Consider the following 22,325-nt stretch of genomic DNA (forward strand, 5'->3'; position numbering starts at 1 on the left):
TTTCGTGTTAAATACTATCCTGTATTACATTATTTACTGATAATATTTATTTAAGCGTAATTTGAGTGACGTAATCGACAGAACACGTTGACGTAAACGTTATCTACAAGTAGTCTTCAAACCATTATTATAGCGTTAAGTTGAATTAACTTTAGTTTAACCAACATTACATGCAACAAGCATAATCAGAGGCAACGATGAAAGTATTAGTACCCATCAAACGCGTTATTGACTATAACGTAAAAGTACGTGTGAAAGCAGACAATTCCAATGTCGATCTTGCTAATGTAAAAATGGCAATCAACCCATTTTGTGAAATCGCAGTTGAAGAGGCAGTTCGTTTAAAAGAAGCGGGCATAGCTACTGAAGTTATCGCGGTATCTATTGGTAATAAATCTTGCCAAGAACAGTTACGTACAGCACTGGCATTAGGCGCTGATCGTGCTATTCAAATTGAGACTGATGAAAACTTAGATTCAATCAACGTTGCTAAACTATTACAAAAAATAGTTGAAGAAGAACAACCACAACTGGTTATTCTTGGTAAGCAATCAATCGATAGCGACAACAACCAAACAGGTCAAATGTTAGCCGCCCTTACTGGCATGGCACAAGGTACATTCGCTTCTGCTGTAAATGTTGATGGCGATAAAGTTAACGTAACTCGTGAAGTTGATAGCGGTTTACAAACTATAGCCTTAACTTTGCCTGCTATTGTAACAACTGACTTACGCTTGAATGAGCCTCGTTATGCATCATTACCTAATATTATGAAAGCAAAACGTAAGCCTTTAGATGTAAAATCTGCCGCTGACTTTGGTATTGATTTAACCGCACGTACTAATTTAATTAAAGTAACACCTCCTGCGCAGCGTAAAGCCGGTATTATTGTTGAAAGCATTGATGAATTAGTAGAAAAATTAAAAAATGAAGCGAAGGTGATCTCATGAGCATTTTAGTATTTGCCGAACACGATAATAGCGAATTAAAATCTGATACATTAAAAACAGTTGCTGCAGCTCAAGCTATCGGCGGTGACATTCACCTTTTAGTCGCTGGTCACAACTGTCAAGCAGTTGCTGAAGCAGCAAGTAAGGTCAATGGTGTTTCAAAAGTGTTAGTGGCTGATAACGCCGCTTATGAACATCAACTAGCTGAAAATGTATCGTTACTCGTCACTGAGCTTGCAGCAGATTATAGTCATATCTTAGCGACAGCACTAACAACGGGCAAAAACTTTATGCCACGTGTTGCTGCGTTATTAGACGTTGCGCAAATTTCAGACATTATTGCCGTAGAAAGTAGCGACACTTTTGTACGTCCAATCTACGCAGGTAATGCTATTGCAACAGTACAAAGTTTAGATAGCAAAAAAGTAATTACCGTTCGCTCTACAGGTTTTGACGCTGTAGCAACCGATGGTAATGCTGAAATTGTTGCTGTAGATAAAGTTACTGATGCCGGTATTTCTAGCCATGTAAATGATGAGCTTTCTGTTTCAGAGCGACCTGACCTAGGCGCTGCAAGCATTGTCATTTCTGGTGGTCGTGGTATGCAAAACGGTGAAAACTTCAAGTTACTTGAAGGTATTGCTGATAAGTTAGGCGCAGCCATTGGCGCTTCTCGTGCTGCTGTTGATGCTGGTTTTGTACCAAACGATATGCAAGTAGGTCAAACAGGTAAAATTGTTGCACCTGACTTATACATTGCCGTAGGTATTTCAGGTGCTATTCAACATTTAGCCGGCATGAAAGACTCTAAAGTTATCGTTGCTATTAACAAAGATGCAGAAGCACCAATCTTCCAAGTAGCCGATTACGGGTTAGTGGCAGATTTGTTTGACGCTTTACCTGAGTTAGAAAGTAAGCTGTAAGTTAACTTTTTCGCGCTCAAAATCAAACTTACCCGCTCTACATCTTGAAATGCAGAAATCTGTATATTGAAGTAGAACGGGTATATAATAAAACCACTCTTGTAGTGGTTTTATTTTATTTAAATTTTAGAAGTTATAGAAATTATTATGACAAAAACATTTTCTAGCCTCAGTGACTTAGCAAGTGCCTTTGGTAAAAATATTGACGATACGACCCATAAGCAAAATAATAACGATCAATCTTTGGTATATTCAACGGCTGACGGAAGAATCACCCACACTAAAAGTACTAAGGTAACCCCTTCTGATGGCTTTGCAAAAGTTCGTCGAGAAACTAAAGGCAGAAAAGGTAAAGGGGTCGTCACAATTACCGGTTTAGCTTTAGATAATAAAGCCTTAAAAGAGCTGGCAAAAAAACTTAAGAAAACCTGTGGTACCGGCGGTAGTGTGGTTGGCGAAGTGATCGAGGTTCAGGGTGATAAGCGTGAAGAAATAAAATCAGTACTTGAGAAAAATGGATTTAAAGTCAAATTCATTGGTGGCTAGAAAAACATTTCCGATAAAAATATGAGTCATACTATGAACCCAAGCGAATTATCCTTACTGGTTGTTGAACCTTCTGATTTACAAAGAAAGATAATAATTAAAGGGTTAGCACAACAAGGTATTACCCAGGTAGCAGAAGCTAAAAACATTGCTGAAGCTTATGCAAGTGCCAAAAAACATCCTCGCGATTTAATTACCAGCGCCATGTATTTTGATGATGGTGACGCCATAGAATTGCTGCATAAAATCAGAAATACCCCAACCATTGCTGAAACGCCTTTTATGCTAGTAACCAGTGAGCATCGCCGTGAAAACTTAGAAGAACTTAAGCAATCAGGTGTTATTGCTTTACTCCCTAAACCCTTTACTTCTAACCACTTAGCAACAGCAATAAGTACTACCATTGATTTATTATCCACTGATGAATTAGAACTTGAATACTTTGATGTTCATCAAGTTCGTGTTTTGCTCGTTGATGATAGCCGCCTGGCCAGAAATCATATTAAACGCGTACTAAATAACTTAGGCTTATTAAAAATAACCGAAGCGGTTGATGGTAGTGAAGCGATTGCTTTATTGAAAGAAAATATGTTTGATCTTGTCGTTACTGACTACAATATGCCGGAAGTTAATGGTAAAGAGCTAACGCGATATATTCGCAGTGAAAGCGAGCAATCGCACCTACCCATACTGATGGTAACCAGTGAAAGTAATGATACACACCTAGCTAATATACTTACCGAAGGCGTTACAGCTATGTGTGACAAACCGTTTGAGCCAGAAAATGTTAAAAAAATTCTTTATAAGATACTAGAAGAATAATTCAGCTTCACAGCTATCACAAAGGTCTTAGTTTCTAATGCAAAACTGCCGTAACTTCATGGCAATTTTGTTGTGTGATACCTCTAATCGCTCTGCCAATTTTCGCGTTGTTGGGTAATAAGGATATAAAGCCCTGATAAGCTGCTCTTCAAACTTTGCTTGGGCACTGGCCCAATTACCAACCTCGCTTTCGACTGTAAGCTCAACCGAATTAGTGACTTCTTTTTGCTTAAACTGAGCCAAAGCTACACTAATATCTTGCGAAGAGATATCACCACGTTCATTTAGTGCCACGGCCCTAAACAACACATTTTGTAACTCTCGAATATTACCAGGCCACTGATGAGACGACAGAAGTTGTATCGCACTTTCATCTATTATCGGTTGTTTTAAGTTCATTTGCGTTGCCGCGAGCACCACAAAGTGACGCGCTATTAAAGCAATATCTTCTGATCGGTCACGTAATGGCGGCGAATTTAAATTAAGTACATTTAAGCGATAAAACAAATCTTCTCTAAACTTCTGCTTACCTATCATGGCTAATAAATTTTGATGAGTCGCACTCAGCACCCTAATGTTTGCTTGCAATTCTTTAGTACCACCAAGCCGACGAAATTTAAAATCTTGTAGAAACCTTAATAATTTTGCCTGCAGATAAGGTGACATTTCAGCAATTTCATCTAAAAATAATGTCCCACCTTCAGCTAGCTCAAGTAAACCCGGTTTACCACCTTTTTGGGCACCAGTAAAAGCACCGTTGGCATAGCCAAACAACTCACTTTCAAGTAAATGCTCAGGCAAGGCAGCACAATTTAGTGCTAAAAAAGGCGCTTGTTGGCGATTACTCGCATTATGTAATGCTCGAGCAACAAGCTCTTTACCTGTACCTGTTTCACCATTAATTAATACCGGCAATTCTAATTCAGCAAATCGAGCGGTTTGCTCTTTTAATAATAAAATACTGGCTGAGCGTCCAATAATATTATCGATACCTTGCTCATCTCGCGTCTGCAATATCGAAATTTGACGACCTAAACTGGTAATTGATTTTAATGATATGACAGCACCAGAGCTGTTTTCTTGTTCACTGATAGGACTAATTTCTGCTAGATAACTTTGCCCAGCAATATCGACATTTTGAGAGCTAATTTTATCCAATAAAGGCAGCACTATGTCTATATCTAGTAGGCTGTTAACTTTCACCCCTTTGAGTTGTTCACCCAGTAATGGCGAAACACCTTTATGGCGTTGATGATTAACTAATAGCTTTTCACTCGCTTGGTTTAATGCCATTACACGCGCGTTTTCATCAATATCTATAATAGCGTCAGGTAAACGGTTAACTAACGCCCTTAAATGCCGCTCACGACTTTCTGATGGCAATAAATCAACTTTACAACAGTGAATAATTCCAGATACGCTCATTAGCGCTTTTTTGACTTTATTAAAACTTACTGTGCTTTTTACCAAATGAACAAATATAAATTGTGAACTCACCTCCATTGCTTGAATGTTTAAAGCTAAGCGAGTGAAAGTTGCCAATATTTCTTGGCTAATACCCATTCGGTCTTCAGATTTTATCTCTATTCGCACAAAAGCCCCTAATAAATACAGTACACATTAATTTTGTAATATTTAAATTACATTGTAACTAAAATATTACAAGAAAGAAAACATCGAGCAAAGCCAAATAAAACGGTACTTATTAATTTATTATTACCAAACAGCTTTAAAAACAACAAGAGTTTGTAATAAAAAAATTACAAATCAATAGGCGATATAAATATATCGACATAAACCATTGATATATTTACATATAAATTATTGGCAGTATAATTGCAATACTGAAGTTAATAAGTGTTCGACTAAACGTTAGCAACAATAATAATTCTCCTATAGATAAGGTATCCCATGTCGGAAAGTAAACATATTGAGACTCAAGCAATTCATTCAGGCCGTATTAACGACGAGCAATTTGGTTCATTAGCCACACCACTTTATCAAACATCTACATTTATCTTCGACAACGCGCAACAAGGCGCAGATAGATTCGCAGGCGAAGCTGAAGGTTATATTTACAGCCGATTAGGTAACCCAACAACTCGACAATTAGAAATGCGAGTAGCAGCAATGGAAGGCATGGAAGACGCTGCTGCAACAGCTACTGGCATGGGTGCGGTATCTGGTGCTTTGCTGGCAAATTTATCTTGTGGTGATCATTTAATTTCATCAAAAGCTGTTTATGGTTGCTCATTTGCATTAATGAATCATCAACTGACCCGATGGGGCATCGAAGTTAGCTTTGTTGATATGGCAAACCCTGCTGAGGTTGAAGCTGCCATCAAGCCAAATACTAAAGTTATCTTCTTAGAAACGCCGGTTAATCCAAACTTAGCGGTATACGACTTAGCAGTTATTGGCAAAATAGCTCAAAAACACAACATTATTTCTATTGTCGACAACACATTTTTAACACCGGTATTACAGCAACCGAGAAAGTATGGTATCGACATCGTTGTACATAGTGCGACCAAATATTTAAACGGTCATGGTGATGTTGTTGCAGGTATTATTTGTGGTACTAATGAAATGATCATGAATATAAAAATGACGGTATTGAAAGATATTGGCGCAACGATAAGCCCGCACGATGCTTGGCTTATCATGCGAGGTCTAAAAACATTACCTATTCGTATGGAACGTCATTGTAACAACGCTGAAAAAATAGCCGAATTTTTAGAGAATCATGAAAAAGTAACCCAAGTTTATTATCCGGGCCTAAAAAGTCATCCTGGGCATAAATTTATTGGTTCACAAATGAAAGCGGCTGGTGGTGTCATTGCTTTTGAAATTGATACCGACTTATCTGGTGGTGGTGACTTTATTAACCGTATGCAGTTATTTTCAATTGCGGTAAGTTTGGGTGATGCAGAATCACTTATTCAACATCCTGCGTCAATGACACACTCACCTTATACGCAAGAAGAGCGTTTAGCGGCAGGCATTAGCGATAGTTTAATTAGAATATCTGTTGGTCTTGAAAATGTTGATGATTTAATTGCAGACTTGACTCAATCGCTGGCACTGATATAAAAACAATCAGTTGTAGTAACGTTGCTTAAGCCCCTTAAACAACGCTAATGTGAACGAGTTTTAATTCTTAGCTGTCAGTGGATAATATCGCTGATAGCTTAGGTATTATACGGCTTTTAATCGCTTCTAGCTCTTCATCGGTATAAGGTGTTAGCGCTTTCTGCCCCCAAATTGGCTTTGGCCAACAAGCATCATTTTCAAAGCGCACTATATGGTGTAAATGCAATTGTGGCACGACATTACCCAATGCGGCCACATTCATTTTATCACCATTAAATTCTTGCATCAGCACTTCACTCAGCATACTTGATTCATTTAATAACTGTTGTTGTTGTTGCCAATCCAGTTGATATATTTCTTTAATGCCATCGACTTTGGGCACTAAAATAAACCAAGGAAAGGCACTGTCATTACACAGTAATAAACGTGAAAGTGGAAAGTCACAAATAACAAAACAGTCATTAGCTAATTGTGGATGTAATTGGAATTGTTCACTCATATTGCTGCCTTATCTTAATCTTATAATTAAACTTTAATGAAGATTAACGCTTATTACGGCGACCTCTGCCACGGGCGACTTTTTTTGCTTCTCGGGCGGCTACTTTGTCCGCTTCAACCTTGTCAAAGTGAATAACTTCGGCCACCACCATTTCCGGTGTTTCAAATGAGATAGCGCCTAGCGTTTTATCACGAATTTCATTAATCAATATTTCAGATGCTTTGTGAAAGTCAATATGACCACCGCTTTTAACACAGCCACGACGTTTGCCGATAGCTTCAATCAACTCAACTTCTTGCTCTGGGAGCTCTTCAATTTTATAGCGCTCTTTTAACCGCTCAGGGTAAGCGGCTAATAAATACTCAGCAGCAAAACAGGCAATTTCTTCATGGTCAAATGCAGTATCTTTAACTGCACTCGTAATCGCTAAACGATAGCCACTATTTTCATTTACGATCTTAGGCCAAAGCATACCAGGGGTATCATATAAATATAAACCATCATCTAAACGAATGCGTTGCTGGCCTTTGGTAACCGCAGGCTCGTTACCAACTTTTGCCTTCGCTTTACCAACAAGTGTATTTAATAAAGTAGATTTACCTACATTGGGAATACCCATGATTACGGCATTTATTTGCTTGCCTGCTTCATCTTTACTGGCAGCCAATTTACGAATTAAGGCGGGAAGAGTCTTGGCGACAGAAGGCGATTCTGTGGTTAATGCAATCGCTTTAACGTTGTGCTGAGATTCTAAATAATCAAGCCACAGCTGTGTAACTTTAGGGTCAGCTAAATCTGATTTATTTAAGATTTTAATTAACGGTTTATCACCACGAATTTCAGTGATCATAGGATTTTCACTACTGAAAGGTAATCGCGCATCACAAACTTCAATCACCACATCAATTTGCGGTAAAATCTCTTTAATCTCTCTTTGGGCTTTATGCATATGCCCCGGGAACCAATTAATCGCCATAATAAATCTTTTAGAAAATAAACCAGATTTTATCACTGATGTTAATGAAAAGCTTTTGAAACTCTATATTGTTTTTTACATCATCATTCTTTCACATCCATGTGAACAGGATATATCGTTCGTCCTGAACATAAAAAAAGCGCTCAATGAGCGCTTTTTATTATGGTCTTATACTGAGCTAGCCATTGAACTATGCGGTTTTTTTCGCTTTAGGCTTAGCTTTAGCTTTGGCTTTTACGACTTTTTTCTTGGCAAGCTCTTCAACCCACTTATCATCAACATACTTGGCATTCCAGCCTGTCGCTTTACCTTCAACTTCTGTCATCACATATTGTGATTTAGTTTTTCGGCTATAACGTACAACAGCTAAATTGCCGTCTGGATCTTGCGTTGGTGCATCAGCAAGGTAATAGAACTTTTCTGAAATTCTATCGCGAAAACGTGCTAACTCGGCCACTTTAGGCGCACGTGTTTCACGTGACCTTGGGAAAGTATTCGCGGCTAAAAATATACCGGCCGCACCATCGCGTAAAACAAAATGTGCTTCAGACTTTTCACATTCTAGTTCAGGCAATTGTACTGGGTCTTCTTTAGGTGGCGCTGCTTCGCCACTCGCTAATAACTTACGAGTGTTTTTACATTCACTGTTAGTACAATCAAAATACTTGCCGAAACGACCAGATTTAAGCTCCATTTCTGCTTCACAACGGTCACATTCTAAAATAGGACCATCGTAACCTTTTAGTTTGAATTCACCAATTTCAACTTCGATACCATCACAAACGGGGTTATTACCACAAACATGCAATTTACGTGTTTCATCAATCAGGTAACTATCCATAGCCGTGCCACATTTTTTACAACGATGCATAGCGCGTAATGCTTCAGTTTCTTGATCTTCAGCCAATACGCTAACGGCTTCTTCACCTGGCGTAAGGTTCATTGTTTTAGTACAACGTTCTTTGGGTGGTAAAGCATAGCCAGAACAACCTAAGAAAACACCTGTTTGCGCAGTACGAATGCCCATTTTACGACCACAGGTTGGGCAGTCAATATCGGTTAATACCGGTTCGTTATTGCGCATACCACCTTCTTCGGTAGGCATATCGGCTTGGCCAAGTTGCTTAGTAAAGTTTTTATAAAAACCATTTAGCACGTCTTTCCAATTCGCTTTACCATCAGCCACTTCATCAAGCTCTTGCTCCATGTTGGCGGTAAAGTCGTAGCTCATTAGGTTTTTAAAACTTTCAGATAAACTATCCGTAACGATTTCACCCATTTTTTCGGCGTAAAAACGTTTTGTTTCTAAACGAACATAACCACGATCTTGAATGGTAGAAATAATTGACGCATAAGTAGAAGGACGACCAATTGAACGTTTTTCTAACTCTTTTACTAATGATGCTTCACCAAAACGTGCTGGTGGCTTGGTAAAGTGTTGAGTAGGATTAAGTTGTTCGAGTGATAATACTTCACCGACAGATAAGTCTGGTAAATGTTTATCATCACCTTTTGATAATTGTGGATGTACACGAGTCCAACCATCAAATTGCATCACCCGACCTTTGGCTTTTAAATCAAAACCAGAAGCACCAACGGTAATGGTACTAACCGTGTAGCGTGCTGCTGTCATTTGACAAGCAACAAACTGACGCCAAATAAGGTCGTACAGTTTTTTAGCGTCGGCTTCAATACCTTCCATAAAAGCAGATTCAATTTTTACATTTGACGGGCGAATCGCTTCATGGGCTTCTTGAGCACCTGATTTACTGCTGTATATTTTGGCTTTTTCTGGCAAGTAATTCTCGCCAAAATTTTCGCTAATATAGCCTCGACACATTTCAACCGCGTCTTTACTTAAATTGGTCGAGTCGGTACGCATATAGGTAATATGACCTGCTTCATATAAACGTTGAGCAAGACCCATTGTACGTTTAACACCAAAACCTAATTTAGTACTTGCCGCTTGTTGTAAAGTTGAAGTAATAAAAGGCGCTGAAGGCGTACTTTTAGACGGTTTGTCATCTCTTTTATTAACGGTATATGCTGAATCTTTTAATGTGGCTAAGGCTTTATTTGTTTCAGTTTCATTGGTTGGTTTAAATGCTTTACCATTTTCGTGGGTAACATCTAATGGAAAATCTAAACCTGAAGCTGTTTTCGTATCAGCGCTAATTTCCCAAAATTCTTTCGGGTCAAAGGCTTTGATTTCACGTTCTTTTTCAACCACTAATTTTACGGCAACAGACTGAACGCGACCGGCAGATAAGCCTCGAGCAACTTTTTTCCACAATAGTGGGCTAACCATAAAACCAACGATTCGATCGAGGAAACGTCGTGCTTGTTGAGCATTTACACCTGGCATACTTAATTCACCAGGCGTAGAAAATGCTTGTTGAATAGCGTTTTCGGTTATTTCATTGAAAACAACGCGTTTATATTTATCGTCGTCGCCACCAATAATTTCTTTTAAATGCCAAGCAATCGCTTCTCCCTCGCGATCCAAATCGGTTGCGAGATAGATAGTATCGGCGGTACTGGCCAGTTTGATTAATTCAGCAACAACTTTTTCTTTGCCTTCCAGTATTTGATAATTAGCTTCCCAATCATTCTCAGGATCAATACCCATACGATTAACAAGTGCTTGCTTATCACGTTTAGCTTTATATTTTGCCTTGGCAGCAGGCGCCATTTTACGCACTTCAGCTGGAGATTTAGCCGCTACTTTTTTACCGGTACTGCTATGTGGTAGATCACGAACATGACCTACACTCGATTTAACAATAAAATCTTTACCAAGGTACTTGTTAATTGTTTTCGCTTTGGCTGGCGATTCCACAATTACCAGAGATTTTGCCATATTATTTTATATTCCTACTAAGCTGACTGTGTCAGTTGCGTCAAAGTTGTGTGCACCGAGTGACTTAATATTGCTCAAGCAAAATATCAAGAAAAATTGCAATAATGAATAAAACTGAGACGAAAAATTAAATTTGAGATTGAAATTACTATTAGATATATCTGTAAATAAGCAAACTGACAAGCAAAAAATTTTTATATATATGCCTTTTTACAACTTTTAGCTATAATGATGCGAATTTTTCGGCGCCATCATAATCGACTTTTTAGCAAAACTTAAGGGCTGAAAGCGAAATAACTTCATTTTTTCACCCGTTATAACAATTTTTTACAATCACTCCAGGTAGATTGCGTTCATTTTAGTGAATTTCAATACCTATTAATAGGAAGAGAATATACATGACAACTTCATGGTCAACCTTTAAAAATAAAATTAACCAATGCTTATGTCCACCAGGTAACGGTGTTTTTACCGTTAATACCGCAAAAGAGCGCAAGGAGCGTTTGCACAACGCCTTATTTGGCCAATCAGACAATATCCAGTCGCTATGGCAGCAGAGCGTTGAAAAACTGCCAGAATCGACTAACGCGGTGATTCTTGGCATAGCTTCAGATTGTGGTGGCGGAATTTTACGTGGCGCAAACTGGGGACCTTTATTTGTTCGCTCAACGTTATTAGAACAATACCCTAATTTAAATGCCTTCGATTTAGGTGACGTGCGTGTTATTCCACATTTGTTACATGATAAGTACCTTAATGAAGCTACCATTGCCAATTGTCGAAAAGCACTTTACCAAGATGAAAACAGCCCATTCCCTGTTAGCCCTTTAACGATAACAGAAGATGTATTACACGATTTTTATGCTGAGTTTCCAAAGAAAGGTATCTTTGGTATTGGCGGTGATCATTCCGTTAGTTACCCATTAACAAAAGCGTATTTACAAGCGAAGAAAAAGCAAGGCATACGTGCCGCTATTATTCATTTTGATGCACATACCGACTTACTGGTTGAACGTTTGGGCATCGACCTGTGTTTTGGCTCATGGTGTACCCATATTTTAGATGACCTAACTGATCGTCGTGACTTAATCCAAATCGGCATTCGCTCAAGCGGCAAACCTAAATCACATTGGGAAAGCACTTTTGGCGTTAAGCAACATTGGGCACATGAAGTAAAAGAGCAAGGTGTTGATGCAATTATTGCAAAAATAATGAAGCAATTAAAAGATGATAACGTCGATGAAATTTATGTCAGTTTTGATATAGATGCGCTTGATGAAATTTATGCCGCTGCAACTGGCACACCAGAGCCTGATGGCTTATCACCAAATGAGTCAATGCAAATATTACGTGCTATCGCCGCTCAATACCCGATTACGGGTGCCGACATGATGGAAATTGCACCATTTACCGACAGCACAGGCTTGGGTGAAGTTAGTCGTGATAGAACACTTGCTGCTGGTGCTGAGATTTCAGCTTTCTTGATTGAAGAGATTAATAAATAAAAAACATTCACACCACATAATTTTAAGTAGCTTAGTGGCTTATAAAAATCAAAGACAAAAAAGCCGTTCAATGAACGGCTTTTTTATTCACTTTTAATTCAGCTACTGAATAACAATTCCAATTGCTGATGAAGCGCTTACCACGCCACTAGGTGTAGTTACTTCAATAATTAACACGCCAGATTTAGGTTCAGCTTCACCTTTAACTGAAACACCAAACACTAAGCCACCATTATGATTATCATTTGGCCAAGTATAGCTGCTTGAACCTTGAATGGAGCCAACAGTTGCGGTAAATGAAACTATTGAACCTGCTGGCATAGGCTGGTTATGAAAATCAGCAATAATAAAGCTGCCTGAACCCACATTTTCACCCGCGATATAAATCACATCATCATTAGGATTGAAATTTGGATTAGCAACCTCGGCTGTATCAGGATCATTATCGTCATCAATTGTTGAGCTAACTGCATCACTGGTAGAGTTAACCGTAAAATGAGCACCACTGCCGGACATAACCAACACTAATGAGCCACGAACATTTATAGACTTCTGATCACTTGAACAACCATCGTGTGCTGGAATTGAACATAACACACCATTGTATTTCGCATCATTTACCGTAAATAAATTATCAACATTAAAGTCAGTAAACTCTTCAAGTTCACCACCTGTTTGAGCGCCGGCTTCAACTGTATTAAACAGACCATCTTCATTGTGATCGACAAACGCTTCTTTTAAGTCATAAACACTGCCACTGATATTAGTACCAGCAAAGGCTGTCATTTCAGCAGCATCGAAACGTGCGTTACCATTTAAGTCAGGAAATGATTCTTCTCCAATTACCGTTGCTAGAATAGTTGCTCTGCCACCATATTTTTGACCTAAGGTATTAAATGTTTCAGGTAAATGAACTACATCAGGTGAATTTGACCAATTATACTCATCACCAGTATTATGCTGCAGCACATGCCCTTCTGGACGCGTGTTTTGGCTATTCCATGTAACACTACATGTACCATTATCAGTTACACATGAAGGTTCAATACGACCACCTTCAGTGGTAAATGTAACAGCGGTACCATCTGGTACCGGGTTATTAAAAGCATCAGCTAATCGTGCGGTCACGACAACTTCTGTACCATCAATACTCCAGCCTTCAGGATTCAAAATATTAGCCGACAGACTGAAGCTATCTTGATCCGGAATACCAGTTGAAACTACCAGTAAACTAGATTGCGATGAAATTTGCGGTTCACTACCGTCAATGGTTGCTAAAACGCGAACACTGGTAGCTACCGTGCCAGAATTGATCACTGTTTGAACTAAACCGTTATTATCTGTTGTAGCACTTGTTGGGATTATTTTAATCCCGCCAACATTGGTATTTAAGGCAAAATTAACCAGTTGGTTATTTACAGGGTTACTATTAGTATCTAAAACCCTAAAAACTACTGTTGCGCTTTCAGAGCCGCCAACACTACCTGTACCTAATATGGAAATATTTTCAGGACTTGATGAAACAAATTCTATACTGCCCACTTCAGCCGGTAAAATATTTATTGATGCATTAGCTGATAAATTAATGCCACCTGCGTTTGCAGTTACATTTATAGGGTCGTCATCTACACAGCCTTTAGCTAAATATGTACTAGTCGCAACGCCGTTAGAGGTAGTAACTGGGCTACTTAGTGTTGCTGTCGGAGTAGATTGTTTTGTACAAGCTGATGAGAAGTTAATCTCAACTGGCTCGTTAAATAAATTACCTTGGTCATCGACAATTGTTACAGAAACTACACTTGTACCGCCCGCAGATATTTGCGCTAAGCTAACATCAGCAACGCCTTCAACAAACGGTGTACCACTACCCATCGAAACCGTAGACGAACCAACAACAAATAATACCTGACCCGTTTCACCACTAATAATTGAAGCGGTAATAGCACCAGCGCCTAAGTTTTCACCTGCAAATACATCAACAGTTGCTTGATTATTATTGTTTGAAAGCGCCGAACCAATTGGAATTTCACCAACGGTAGAAACAAAACTAACGATTACAGGAGCGCTAATGCCATCAATAGTAGCAATCGCTTTAGCAGGTTTTGAAGAAGTTATTGAATTGGTAGGGTTACCGTCAGAATCGACTAAGGTAACACTGATATTAATATCACCAACAACACCAATGTCATCACCTTGAGTCGTATAGCCTAAAGGTGTCGTCGAGCTTTCCCCTGACGATATTGTTGCCGATATTTCAGCCGCACCACGAACACTACCGGCCGTTAACGTTATTGTCGCCACGCCACTATCGTCTGTAAGAGCAGAACCCGAGACAGGAGAAAAAACGCCTAATCCTGTGGTAAAAGTAACAGCTCTACCCACAACTGGAGTAGTGCCTTGCATAACGGTTGCAGTAACAGTAACTGGCGCAGCGCCGGTAACCGTTGTATCTGAAATCGCTAAAGAAATTGTTATAGCGTCTGGTGTACTACCATCGCCACCATTTGAGGTATCATCAAACCCACCACTACTGCCACCACAACCGATTAAAGTAGCAAACAGTAAAATAAAACTAAAGCGTTGAAGTAGCGCCATAAAAAGCATCTCCCTGGTAATTATTTCATCAACTTATCCCATCTTAACCGAATTTTTATAAAAAGGTCAGTGATTAACACAAAAAACATAATTTATTGAGAATTGACAAGTTTTCAGGGGGTGTAAATCACTATATAGCCCCTAATTTAATTACGATAGATTGTGTCGCATGTAGATAAATTATAGGTAACTCAACGTATAGGTTTCACAATTTTACGCTGATTATTAAAAAGGATATTCAATTAAAAAAATGACACATTTTACAATGCACAATATATAGACCTTTTATTAAAGTTAATGCCAACGGTATCACAATCGATATTAGCCATTACAATCCAACAACTCTGCTTGTATTAAAAAGTAAACTAAGCCGTAATAAAAATAATCTCGTAAAATCAACAGTCACAAAGCTTTAATCATTTGATTTCTCCTCCTCGCAACAACATAATAAGGAATCGTTCATTAAAACTAGAATAATATGACTGAAAAAAAGCAAGCAAGTTTAACGGCTCGAATTGTTACCGGTATGGTAGCGGGTATTCTCACTGGCACAATTTTACAATGGTTAATGCCTGATGGTTCAGACGCTGTCATTCCTTTATACCTATTTGATCTTTCATTACGCGGCTTTTTAGTTGATGGTGTTTTTGAGGTTATTGGGCAAATATTTATTTCTAGTTTACAAATGTTGGTTGTACCTCTGGTGTTCGTGTCTTTAATTTGTGGTACCTGCTCACTAAAAGATACCACTAAACTTGGCCGAATAGGAGGCAAGGCCATTGGCCTATATTTGCTAACAACCGCTATTGCCATAAGTTTTGCAATTAGTTTAGCCTTGCTTGTTAGTCCTGGTGAAGGGGTTAATATGATCGCAGGCACAACGTTTGCCAGCCGAGAAGCCCCATCGCTTGCGCAAGTATTAATTCAAATGTTTCCAAGTAATCCATTTGCGGCCTTTGCTCAAGGTAACATGCTGCAAGTCATAATTTTTGCTTTATTATTTGGTATCGCTATTGCGCTATCTGGAAAGCCAGGTGAGCGCGTTGCTGCTCTATTCGAAGATATGAGCGCTGTTGTTATGCGTCTTGTCACTATCTTGATGAACATTGCACCTTATGGTGTATTTTGTTTATTAGCCGGTTTGTTTACCGATGTATCATTAAGTACCTTTGGTAATTTAATAGAATATTTCTTGGTGGTGGTTTTTGCGCTGTTACTGCATGCCTTTGTTACTTACCCTGTTTTACTCAAACTACTGACTGGCTTAAACCCATTAATCTTTTTAAAGAAAATGCGCGATACTGCCATTTTTGCTTTTTCGACCTCAAGTAGTAATGCCACGTTACCTATTACGTTAGAAACAACGACCAAAAAAATGGGTGTTAAAAACTCTATAGCGTCATTTACCGTGCCATTGGGTGCCACTATCAATATGGACGGCACAGCGATTATGCAAGGTGTTGCGACAGTATTTATCGCACAAGTATTTAGCCAAGATTTAACGCTTACTGATTACTTAATGGTAATTCTGACAGCAACCTTAGCGTCAATTGGTACGGCGGGCGTACCGGGCGTTGGCTTAATTATGTTAGCCATGGTTTTAGAGCAAGTTGGTTTACCTGTCGAAGGTATTGCGCTGATTATTGGTGTAGACCGTTTATTAGATATGACGCGTACCGCGGTTAATGTTACCGGAGATAGTATGGTGACCGTGATTGTTGGTAAGTCTGAAGATCAATTTGACGAAGCGGTATTTAACGAACCAGATGCTGGTAAAAACATTGAAAACATTGACTTTCATCATTTAGATAAAAGCTAGTATTGTTGATCAATATTGCTTTGTTGAAATAAATCAACACCCATAAAAAAGGCGCTAATTAGCGCCTTTTTTATTTTGTAACTGTAACTCATTTTATGACAGCGATGTTATTTACGCTAGTCAACAACTCGCAGTTTTAACCTTTACTTTTTAACCCGTGATAAGCGGTTCAAAACCTTTTACTAGATCATCAATCGCCTTCATTTGTACTAGATAAGGTTCAAGTTTGTCTAAAGGTAATGCACAAGGGCCATCGCACTTTGCAGTTAATGGATCTGGGTGTGACTCGATAAATAAGCCAGCAATACCAATTGCCATACCACTTCGCGCTAATTGCGCAGCTTGGGCACGACGACCGTCTGCAGAGTCTTCTCTGCCACCAGGTTGTTGTAAAGCATGCGTAGCGTCAAAGATAACCGGCGCATAGTTTTTCATCTCATCCATGGCTAACATATCAACAACCAAATTATTGTAACCAAAGCAGCTACCGCGTTCACACAGAATAATATTTTCATTACCTGATTCGGCAAATTTATTGATGATATGGCGCATTTCATGAGCGGCAAGAAACTGTGGCTTTTTCACATTAATAATCGCACCCGTTTTTGCCATAGCGACGACTAAATCAGTTTGACGAGCTAAAAACGCTGGCAGCTGAATAATATCAGCGACTTCGGCAACCGGTGCAGCTTGATAGATTTCATGAACATCGGTAATAATCGGAACATTAAATGTAGACTTAATTTCTTGAAAAATCTTTAAGCCTTCGTCCAAACCTGGGCCACGATATGAGCTAACCGACGAACGGTTAGCTTTATCAAACGAAGCCTTAAATACATAAGGAATATTGAGTTTTTGGGTCACTTCAACATAATGCTCGGCAATGGTCATTGCTAAGTCTCGAGACTCAAGCACATTCATACCGCCAAATAATACAAAAGGTTTATCGTTTGCGATATCAATATCGCCAAGTGTAATTAATTGCTTTGTCATAATATATCCAAAATTTCTCTATAGGTTAGCGGCTATTTAGCTACCAACAATTCTTAACAGCTGGCCACATAACCATGCCATGTAAGTGCCTAATGCATAGCCAAATACGGCTAATAAAACCCCTACAGGTGCCAGAGACGGATGGAATGCAGATGCTATTACCGGAGCAGATGCTGCGCCACCAATATTGGCTTTACTGCCCACCGCTAAATAAAATACCGGTGCTTTAATAAACTTACCCACAGCGAACAATAATATTACGTGCACTGCCATCCATATTAAGCCAATGACCATATATTTAGGCGCTTCAACAATTTGCGTAACATCCATATGCAAACCGATAGTGGCGACTAAAACATAAAGAAAGCTACTACCTACCTTTGAAGCTCCTACTGCCTCTAGTTTTCTTACCTTGGTAAAAGAAAGTGCTAGGCCGATGCTGGTCACTAATACGATGATCCAAAATAATTTACTGTGTAAACTAAATTTCTTTAATTCAGGATAGTTGTTTTGAAAAAATGGCACTAAATAATCAGCCGCTAAATGTGCCAAACCGGCCGCACCAAAACCTACGGCGAGAATAAGCATATAATCTTTTAGCTCAGGCTGTTTTGAATTTTCTCGGGTCTCAGCTTCAACTTTTTCAATCAAGCGGTCGATACTTGATGTATCAGCACCATTTTTTTCATCAATGCGTTTATGGTTCGCAGCCATATAAAGCAAAACAGCCATCCAAATATTGGCGACAACAATATCAACCGTTACCATAATGGTAAATATTTTACCGTCAGCACCATAAATTTCTTTCATGGCCAGCATATTCGCACCACCACCGATCCAACTACCTGCAAGCGCAGCCATTCCACGCCATACAGCGTCTGGGCCTGAAACACCAATTAACTCAGGCCAAACGGCTGAAACAATTAACAATGCCAGTGGGCCACCGATGATCACACCAACCGTACCGGTTAAAAACATAATAACGGCTTTACTACCTAAGCCAGCAATCGCTTTAATATCTATGCTCAGTGTCAATAACACTAAACAAGCAGGTAAGAGAAAATATTTTGCGACTTCATCAACCTGACTGGCTTCAGCACTAACAATGCCAAAGGTATTTAAAAGTGACGGTAATAAGTAGCACATTAAGAGTGCTGGCACGTACTTATAAAATGAACGACACGTGGCGTTATTACTGTTTGAGGTATAAAAAACAAAGCCTAAAATTAGGGCTAAAATTCCCAGTACTGTTGCGTCGTTAGTGATCAATGGCACGCTAGCCACGACTGAATCTTGCATTACTTATCCTTTTAATTTTTCCAACTTATGGTGTTATTATTTTTATAACTTATTATTTAACACTTTTTAAATAACTATATTTTTAGTGCAATATCGTATCTGAAATTGAAATTTTATCCAGTTGCAGCTTTAATAACTGTGCAGCTGGATCTTTTGGGCATTGCTCAACAAAGTATTGATAGTCATCGTAAGCGACTTTAAAACAATCGAGTTGATGCAATAAAAAACCGCGATCGCGACGTTCAAATGGATCATTCGGGTTAAGCGCTAATAACATATCAACACATTTTAGCGCGTTATCGTAGGCTTGTTCTCGTATAAAGGCAGCTTTAAGACTAGTAATATGTTCAAGCACTAGGCTTTCTTGCTTCATTATATCTAGTGTTACTTCAAATGGGTCGCCTGAAATCTCATTCATGCGATCATCTAGTTCATGCCAATTTAAAGACTCACCTGTTACAGGGTCAAAAATAATAGCGTAATTATCATCGCAAATAATTCTCAACATGGCATTTTCTGGTACAAAAACAATGTCGGTTTTACAATCACAAGCATTAGCTATATACGCAATAAGCACCGCTTTTAAGATAGGTGAAATAAGCTTATGCGCTAACCCTGATGATGTTTGATATGAAATTACTGGCCAATTTTGCTGCTGGTTATCAATAAAAAGCTGGTCAACAAACAAAGCATTAATCAAGACTTCAGCACGTTCAATTGGATCTTTGACTTGATCAGTTTCGCCTTGGCAATAACCCACCAGTTCATCCAGCTCACTTTGAACTGCAGTTTTTTTGCCAAAAATAAACTCTTCTACTAATAAAAAAGTTTGTAATAGTTCATTTTCTTCAGATTTAATCTCTGATAACAACAATTCGTTCATGCATACTCTATTAATGTTTAATACTTAATTTTAACCGCTACAAGCCAGCTAAAAGTACGGTTTCCTTGCTTATGGCGATGCGTACAATCAGCACTACCCAACCTATTGCACCTAAAAAGCCAATAATTTGCATGGTGCGATTACGCGCCAATTTTAAGGTGTAGTACCCGGTAAAAATATAAGCAAATACAGCAAACAATTTTTCGGCTAACCATAATTGTTCGGCTGGATTTATCGCCAGCTTTATCGATAACGCAATACCAAGACCAAGCAGTAAGGTATCGATAATATGTGGGGCAATTTTCAGCCATTTCAATGATAATTTATTTGAATTAGCTAACGTTAAAGCAAAACGAAAAGTAAATAGTAAAATACTGATCACGGCAACGGTCATATGTAGATGTTTAAGCATGATGAACTCCATTAAGTTTAATTTTTTTATTTTTGTTATTTATACTAAGTAACAAGCCCAAGTCACTCGGTCGTTGTTACTGTAATCTTTTATTGTTTCGATTTTGTTATACGCTAAATCCGCTAAAATTTTTTGCACCATTTGGCTTTGCTGATATCCATGTTCAATATACAGAGCACCACCAGGCTTTAAAAACCTTAGCGCGTTACTAGCAATTATTTTGATATCAGCTAAACCATTATCCGCAGCAACCAATGCTGTTTTAGGCTCGTACTTAATATCCCCTTGATTAAGGTGATGGTCATTCTCATCAATATAAGGTGGATTACTAACGATAACATCAAAGCGTTGATCGTGAGAAACCTCATTAAACCAATCACTTTGGTAAATATTAACCTGTGTAAGCTTTAAATTATTGGCGTTGCAAATGGCAAGCGCTACTGCATCATGGCTATAATCTACCGCTTGAATTTGCCACTGAGGTCGCTCCGATGCTAATGCTAAGGCAATAGCGCCGGTTCCTGTGCCTAAATCTAAACAACTTAAGCTTGCACCTTGATGATTATTTAACACAAGTTCAACGAGCACTTCGGTATCAGGTCGAGGGATTAAAGTAGCAGGTGAAACTTGCAGCGGTAATGACCAAAATTCGCGCAATTGAACAATATAGGCAATAGGCTCGCCTTGAAATCTGCGTAACATCAACTCAGCAAATTGCTTGGTTTGCTCTATAGACAACTTATGTTCTGGCCAAGTTAATAAAAAGCTTCGTTGTTTATCAATAACAAAGCAAATTAATAGCTCAGTATCTAACTTGGCGCTATCAGAATGAAGCAACAATAGTTGCTCGCCAAAAGTAATTAATTTAGCAATGGTCATCGATGATAAATGTTCAACCGATAACCCTTGCGTTACAGCTGATTCAATCACTAATGCTGCTCAGAAAGCTCTGCTAACAAATCAGCCTGACTTTCTTGCATAATAGGCTCAAGTACCAAGTGCAAATTACCTTCCATTATCTCGTTTAAACGATAAAGCGTTAGGTTGATACGGTGGTCACTCATGCGCCCTTGCGGGAAGTTATAAGTACGAATTCGCTCAGAGCGATCGCCACTAGCCACTAAGTTACGACGAGAAGACTCTTCTGCACTGCGGCGTTTTTCATCTTCGGCTTGCTGCAAACGAGCTTGTAGTACTGACATGGCTTGCGCACGGTTCTTGTGCTGCGAGCGCTGATCCTGACATTCTACCACGACACCACTCGGAATATGGGTAATACGAATAGCTGAATCTGTTTTGTTAACGTGTTGTCCACCCGCACCTGACGCACGGAAGGTATCAACTTTCAAATCGGCTTTATTGATTTCAATCGCTTGCGACTCTGGAATTTCAGGCATTACAACAACAGTACAAGCGGAAGTATGCACACGACCCTGTGATTCAGTTTCAGGCACACGCTGTACGCGGTGACCACCAGATTCATACTTCATTTGGCCGTAAACACCGACGCCGTTTACTTTAACAATAACTTCTTTAAAGCCGCCTTGTTCACTTTCGTTGGAGTTCATCAATTCGATTTTCCAACCTTGCTTTTCAGCATAACGACTGTACATGCGGAATAAGTCACCCGCAAAAATAGCGGCTTCATCGCCACCAGCGCCAGCACGAATTTCAACAAAACAGTTGTTATCGTCTTTTGGATCGCGAGGTAATAACAAAACTTGCAGCTCGCCAGTCATTTGTTCTACCGCTTTCTTAGCCGCTTTAAACTCTTCTTGCGCCATTTCACGCATATCAGGATCTTCATCCTTAAGCATTTCTTCTGCCGTAGCAAAATCATTCTCTGCTTCTTGATAGGCATGAAAGGCTGAAGTCACCACTTCTAATTGTGAGAATTCTTTCGATAAAGCTTGGAACTTTTCTTGATTGGAAATAGTTTCAGGATCAGACAATAACGCTTGTACTTCTTCAAAGCGTTCGACAAGTATCTCAAGTTTTTGGTAAACAGATTTATTCATTAAATGATCTTATATAGTCAATAATTGATGAATTACCTGCGCATTATATTCGACTAAGCAGGTAATTAGCAGTAATTTATACAAAATGGATAAATAAATACCCACTTAGCGTGTTAGAGAATCTTTACTTTA

General features: G+C 38.9%; 18 protein-coding genes. 7 read left to right on the forward strand and 11 right to left on the reverse strand.

Annotated elements, in window-relative coordinates; genetic code table 11:
- Positions 1–197: 197 nt before the first annotated feature.
- From H4J38_RS14680 to H4J38_RS14695, 4 genes are all read left to right on the forward strand, one after another.
- Positions 198–950: an electron transfer flavoprotein subunit beta/FixA family protein gene (locus H4J38_RS14680; protein ID WP_182132831.1), complete on the forward strand. Its 753-nt coding sequence runs from the start codon at positions 198–200 to the stop codon at positions 948–950.
- On the forward strand, positions 947–1,873 hold the full coding sequence (locus H4J38_RS14685; protein ID WP_182132833.1) for an electron transfer flavoprotein subunit alpha/FixB family protein: 927 nt from the start codon (positions 947–949) through the stop codon (positions 1,871–1,873). Before H4J38_RS14680 ends, H4J38_RS14685 begins: the two co-directional genes overlap by 4 nt.
- Positions 1,874–2,074: 201 nt before the next feature.
- Entirely contained in the window at positions 2,075–2,419 is a 345-nt protein-coding gene (locus H4J38_RS14690) for a stress response translation initiation inhibitor YciH (protein ID WP_404842624.1), read from the forward strand.
- A 21-nt stretch (positions 2,420–2,440) separates the two neighbouring features.
- Positions 2,441–3,241: a response regulator gene (locus H4J38_RS14695; protein ID WP_182132837.1), complete on the forward strand. Its 801-nt coding sequence runs from the start codon at positions 2,441–2,443 to the stop codon at positions 3,239–3,241.
- A 27-nt stretch (positions 3,242–3,268) separates the two neighbouring features.
- Here H4J38_RS14695 and H4J38_RS14700 read toward each other — a convergent pair whose 3' ends face one another.
- Positions 3,269–4,834 carry a sigma 54-interacting transcriptional regulator gene (locus tag H4J38_RS14700; protein ID WP_182132839.1) on the reverse strand — a complete coding sequence of 522 codons (1,566 nt, stop codon included), beginning with the start codon at positions 4,832–4,834 and terminating at the stop codon, positions 3,269–3,271.
- A gap of 318 nt (positions 4,835–5,152) precedes the next feature.
- Here H4J38_RS14700 and megL point away from each other — a divergent pair, with 318 nt between their 5' ends.
- A complete protein-coding gene (gene megL, locus H4J38_RS14705) occupies positions 5,153–6,334 on the forward strand; it encodes a methionine gamma-lyase (protein WP_182132841.1) in 1,182 nt (393 codons plus the stop codon).
- A 67-nt stretch (positions 6,335–6,401) separates the two neighbouring features.
- Here megL and H4J38_RS14710 read toward each other — a convergent pair whose 3' ends face one another.
- The 3 genes from H4J38_RS14710 to topA all read right to left on the reverse strand — a co-directional run bounded on the left by H4J38_RS14710 (position 6,402) and on the right by topA (position 10,669).
- Entirely contained in the window at positions 6,402–6,833 is a 432-nt protein-coding gene (locus H4J38_RS14710; protein WP_182132843.1) for an HIT domain-containing protein, read from the reverse strand.
- A 43-nt stretch (positions 6,834–6,876) separates the two neighbouring features.
- Entirely contained in the window at positions 6,877–7,809 is a 933-nt protein-coding gene (gene ylqF, locus H4J38_RS14715; protein WP_182132845.1) for a ribosome biogenesis GTPase YlqF, read from the reverse strand.
- A gap of 190 nt (positions 7,810–7,999) precedes the next feature.
- The gene (topA, locus tag H4J38_RS14720) at positions 8,000–10,669 is read right to left on the reverse strand and encodes a type I DNA topoisomerase (RefSeq protein ID WP_182132847.1); all 2,670 of its coding nucleotides are present in this window, start codon (positions 10,667–10,669) and stop codon (positions 8,000–8,002) included.
- Between the two features lie 398 nt (positions 10,670–11,067).
- On the opposite strand from topA, the gene H4J38_RS14725 reads away from it, so the two are divergent.
- Positions 11,068–12,174 (forward strand): arginase family protein, encoded by a 1,107-nt coding sequence (locus tag H4J38_RS14725; protein ID WP_182132849.1) that lies wholly within the window; start codon positions 11,068–11,070, stop codon positions 12,172–12,174.
- A 102-nt stretch (positions 12,175–12,276) separates the two neighbouring features.
- On the opposite strand, the gene H4J38_RS14730 is transcribed toward H4J38_RS14725, so the two are convergent.
- Positions 12,277–14,769 carry a hypothetical protein gene (locus tag H4J38_RS14730; RefSeq protein WP_182132851.1) on the reverse strand — a complete coding sequence of 831 codons (2,493 nt, stop codon included), beginning with the start codon at positions 14,767–14,769 and terminating at the stop codon, positions 12,277–12,279.
- A 478-nt stretch (positions 14,770–15,247) separates the two neighbouring features.
- Here H4J38_RS14730 and H4J38_RS14735 point away from each other — a divergent pair, with 478 nt between their 5' ends.
- Positions 15,248–16,588 carry a dicarboxylate/amino acid:cation symporter gene (locus H4J38_RS14735; RefSeq protein ID WP_182132853.1) on the forward strand — a complete coding sequence of 447 codons (1,341 nt, stop codon included), beginning with the start codon at positions 15,248–15,250 and terminating at the stop codon, positions 16,586–16,588.
- Positions 16,589–16,738: 150 nt separating this feature from the next.
- On the opposite strand, the gene kdsA is transcribed toward H4J38_RS14735, so the two are convergent.
- The 6 genes from kdsA to prfA all read right to left on the reverse strand — a co-directional run bounded on the left by kdsA (position 16,739) and on the right by prfA (position 22,193).
- The gene (gene kdsA, locus H4J38_RS14740; RefSeq protein ID WP_182132855.1) at positions 16,739–17,581 is read right to left on the reverse strand and encodes a 3-deoxy-8-phosphooctulonate synthase; all 843 of its coding nucleotides are present in this window, start codon (positions 17,579–17,581) and stop codon (positions 16,739–16,741) included.
- A 36-nt stretch (positions 17,582–17,617) separates the two neighbouring features.
- The gene (locus tag H4J38_RS14745) at positions 17,618–18,880 is read right to left on the reverse strand and encodes a DUF819 domain-containing protein (RefSeq protein WP_182132857.1); all 1,263 of its coding nucleotides are present in this window, start codon (positions 18,878–18,880) and stop codon (positions 17,618–17,620) included.
- A gap of 82 nt (positions 18,881–18,962) precedes the next feature.
- Complete coding sequence (locus H4J38_RS14750; protein ID WP_182132859.1) at positions 18,963–19,763, reverse strand: tetratricopeptide repeat protein; 801 nt, start codon at positions 19,761–19,763, stop codon at positions 18,963–18,965.
- Positions 19,764–19,800: 37 nt separating this feature from the next.
- The gene (locus H4J38_RS14755; protein ID WP_182132861.1) at positions 19,801–20,175 is read right to left on the reverse strand and encodes a SirB2 family protein; all 375 of its coding nucleotides are present in this window, start codon (positions 20,173–20,175) and stop codon (positions 19,801–19,803) included.
- Positions 20,176–20,214: 39 nt separating this feature from the next.
- Positions 20,215–21,054, reverse strand: a complete 840-nt coding sequence (prmC, locus tag H4J38_RS14760; protein WP_182132892.1) for a peptide chain release factor N(5)-glutamine methyltransferase — start codon at positions 21,052–21,054, stop codon at positions 20,215–20,217.
- Positions 21,055–21,104: 50 nt separating this feature from the next.
- Entirely contained in the window at positions 21,105–22,193 is a 1,089-nt protein-coding gene (gene prfA, locus H4J38_RS14765) for a peptide chain release factor 1 (protein WP_182132872.1), read from the reverse strand.
- Positions 22,194–22,325: the final 132 nt, after the last annotated feature.

This window comes from Colwellia sp. BRX10-3 (assembly GCF_014077505.1).
Lineage (GTDB): Bacteria > Pseudomonadota > Gammaproteobacteria > Enterobacterales > Alteromonadaceae > Cognaticolwellia.

Excerpts from the sequence above, each read along its gene's own strand:
- H4J38_RS14680 (WP_182132831.1), top strand. The coding sequence starts at position 198 with ATGAAAGTATTAGTACCCATCAAACGCGTTATTGACTATAACGTAAAA.
- H4J38_RS14685 (WP_182132833.1), top strand. The coding sequence starts at position 947 with ATGAGCATTTTAGTATTTGCCGAACACGATAATAGCGAATTAAAATCT.
- H4J38_RS14695 (WP_182132837.1), top strand. The coding sequence starts at position 2,441 with ATGAGTCATACTATGAACCCAAGCGAATTATCCTTACTGGTTGTTGAA.
- megL (WP_182132841.1), top strand. The coding sequence starts at position 5,153 with ATGTCGGAAAGTAAACATATTGAGACTCAAGCAATTCATTCAGGCCGT.
- H4J38_RS14710 (WP_182132843.1), bottom strand. The coding sequence starts at position 6,833 with ATGAGTGAACAATTCCAATTACATCCACAATTAGCTAATGACTGTTTT.
- ylqF (WP_182132845.1), bottom strand. The coding sequence starts at position 7,809 with ATGGCGATTAATTGGTTCCCGGGGCATATGCATAAAGCCCAAAGAGAG.
- topA (WP_182132847.1), bottom strand. The coding sequence starts at position 10,669 with ATGGCAAAATCTCTGGTAATTGTGGAATCGCCAGCCAAAGCGAAAACA.
- H4J38_RS14725 (WP_182132849.1), top strand. The coding sequence starts at position 11,068 with ATGACAACTTCATGGTCAACCTTTAAAAATAAAATTAACCAATGCTTA.
- H4J38_RS14730 (WP_182132851.1), bottom strand. The coding sequence starts at position 14,769 with ATGGCGCTACTTCAACGCTTTAGTTTTATTTTACTGTTTGCTACTTTA.
- H4J38_RS14735 (WP_182132853.1), top strand. The coding sequence starts at position 15,248 with ATGACTGAAAAAAAGCAAGCAAGTTTAACGGCTCGAATTGTTACCGGT.
- kdsA (WP_182132855.1), bottom strand. The coding sequence starts at position 17,581 with ATGACAAAGCAATTAATTACACTTGGCGATATTGATATCGCAAACGAT.
- H4J38_RS14745 (WP_182132857.1), bottom strand. The coding sequence starts at position 18,880 with ATGCAAGATTCAGTCGTGGCTAGCGTGCCATTGATCACTAACGACGCA.
- H4J38_RS14750 (WP_182132859.1), bottom strand. The coding sequence starts at position 19,763 with ATGAACGAATTGTTGTTATCAGAGATTAAATCTGAAGAAAATGAACTA.
- H4J38_RS14755 (WP_182132861.1), bottom strand. The coding sequence starts at position 20,175 with ATGCTTAAACATCTACATATGACCGTTGCCGTGATCAGTATTTTACTA.
- prmC (WP_182132892.1), bottom strand. The coding sequence starts at position 21,054 with ATGACCATTGCTAAATTAATTACTTTTGGCGAGCAACTATTGTTGCTT.
- prfA (WP_182132872.1), bottom strand. The coding sequence starts at position 22,193 with ATGAATAAATCTGTTTACCAAAAACTTGAGATACTTGTCGAACGCTTT.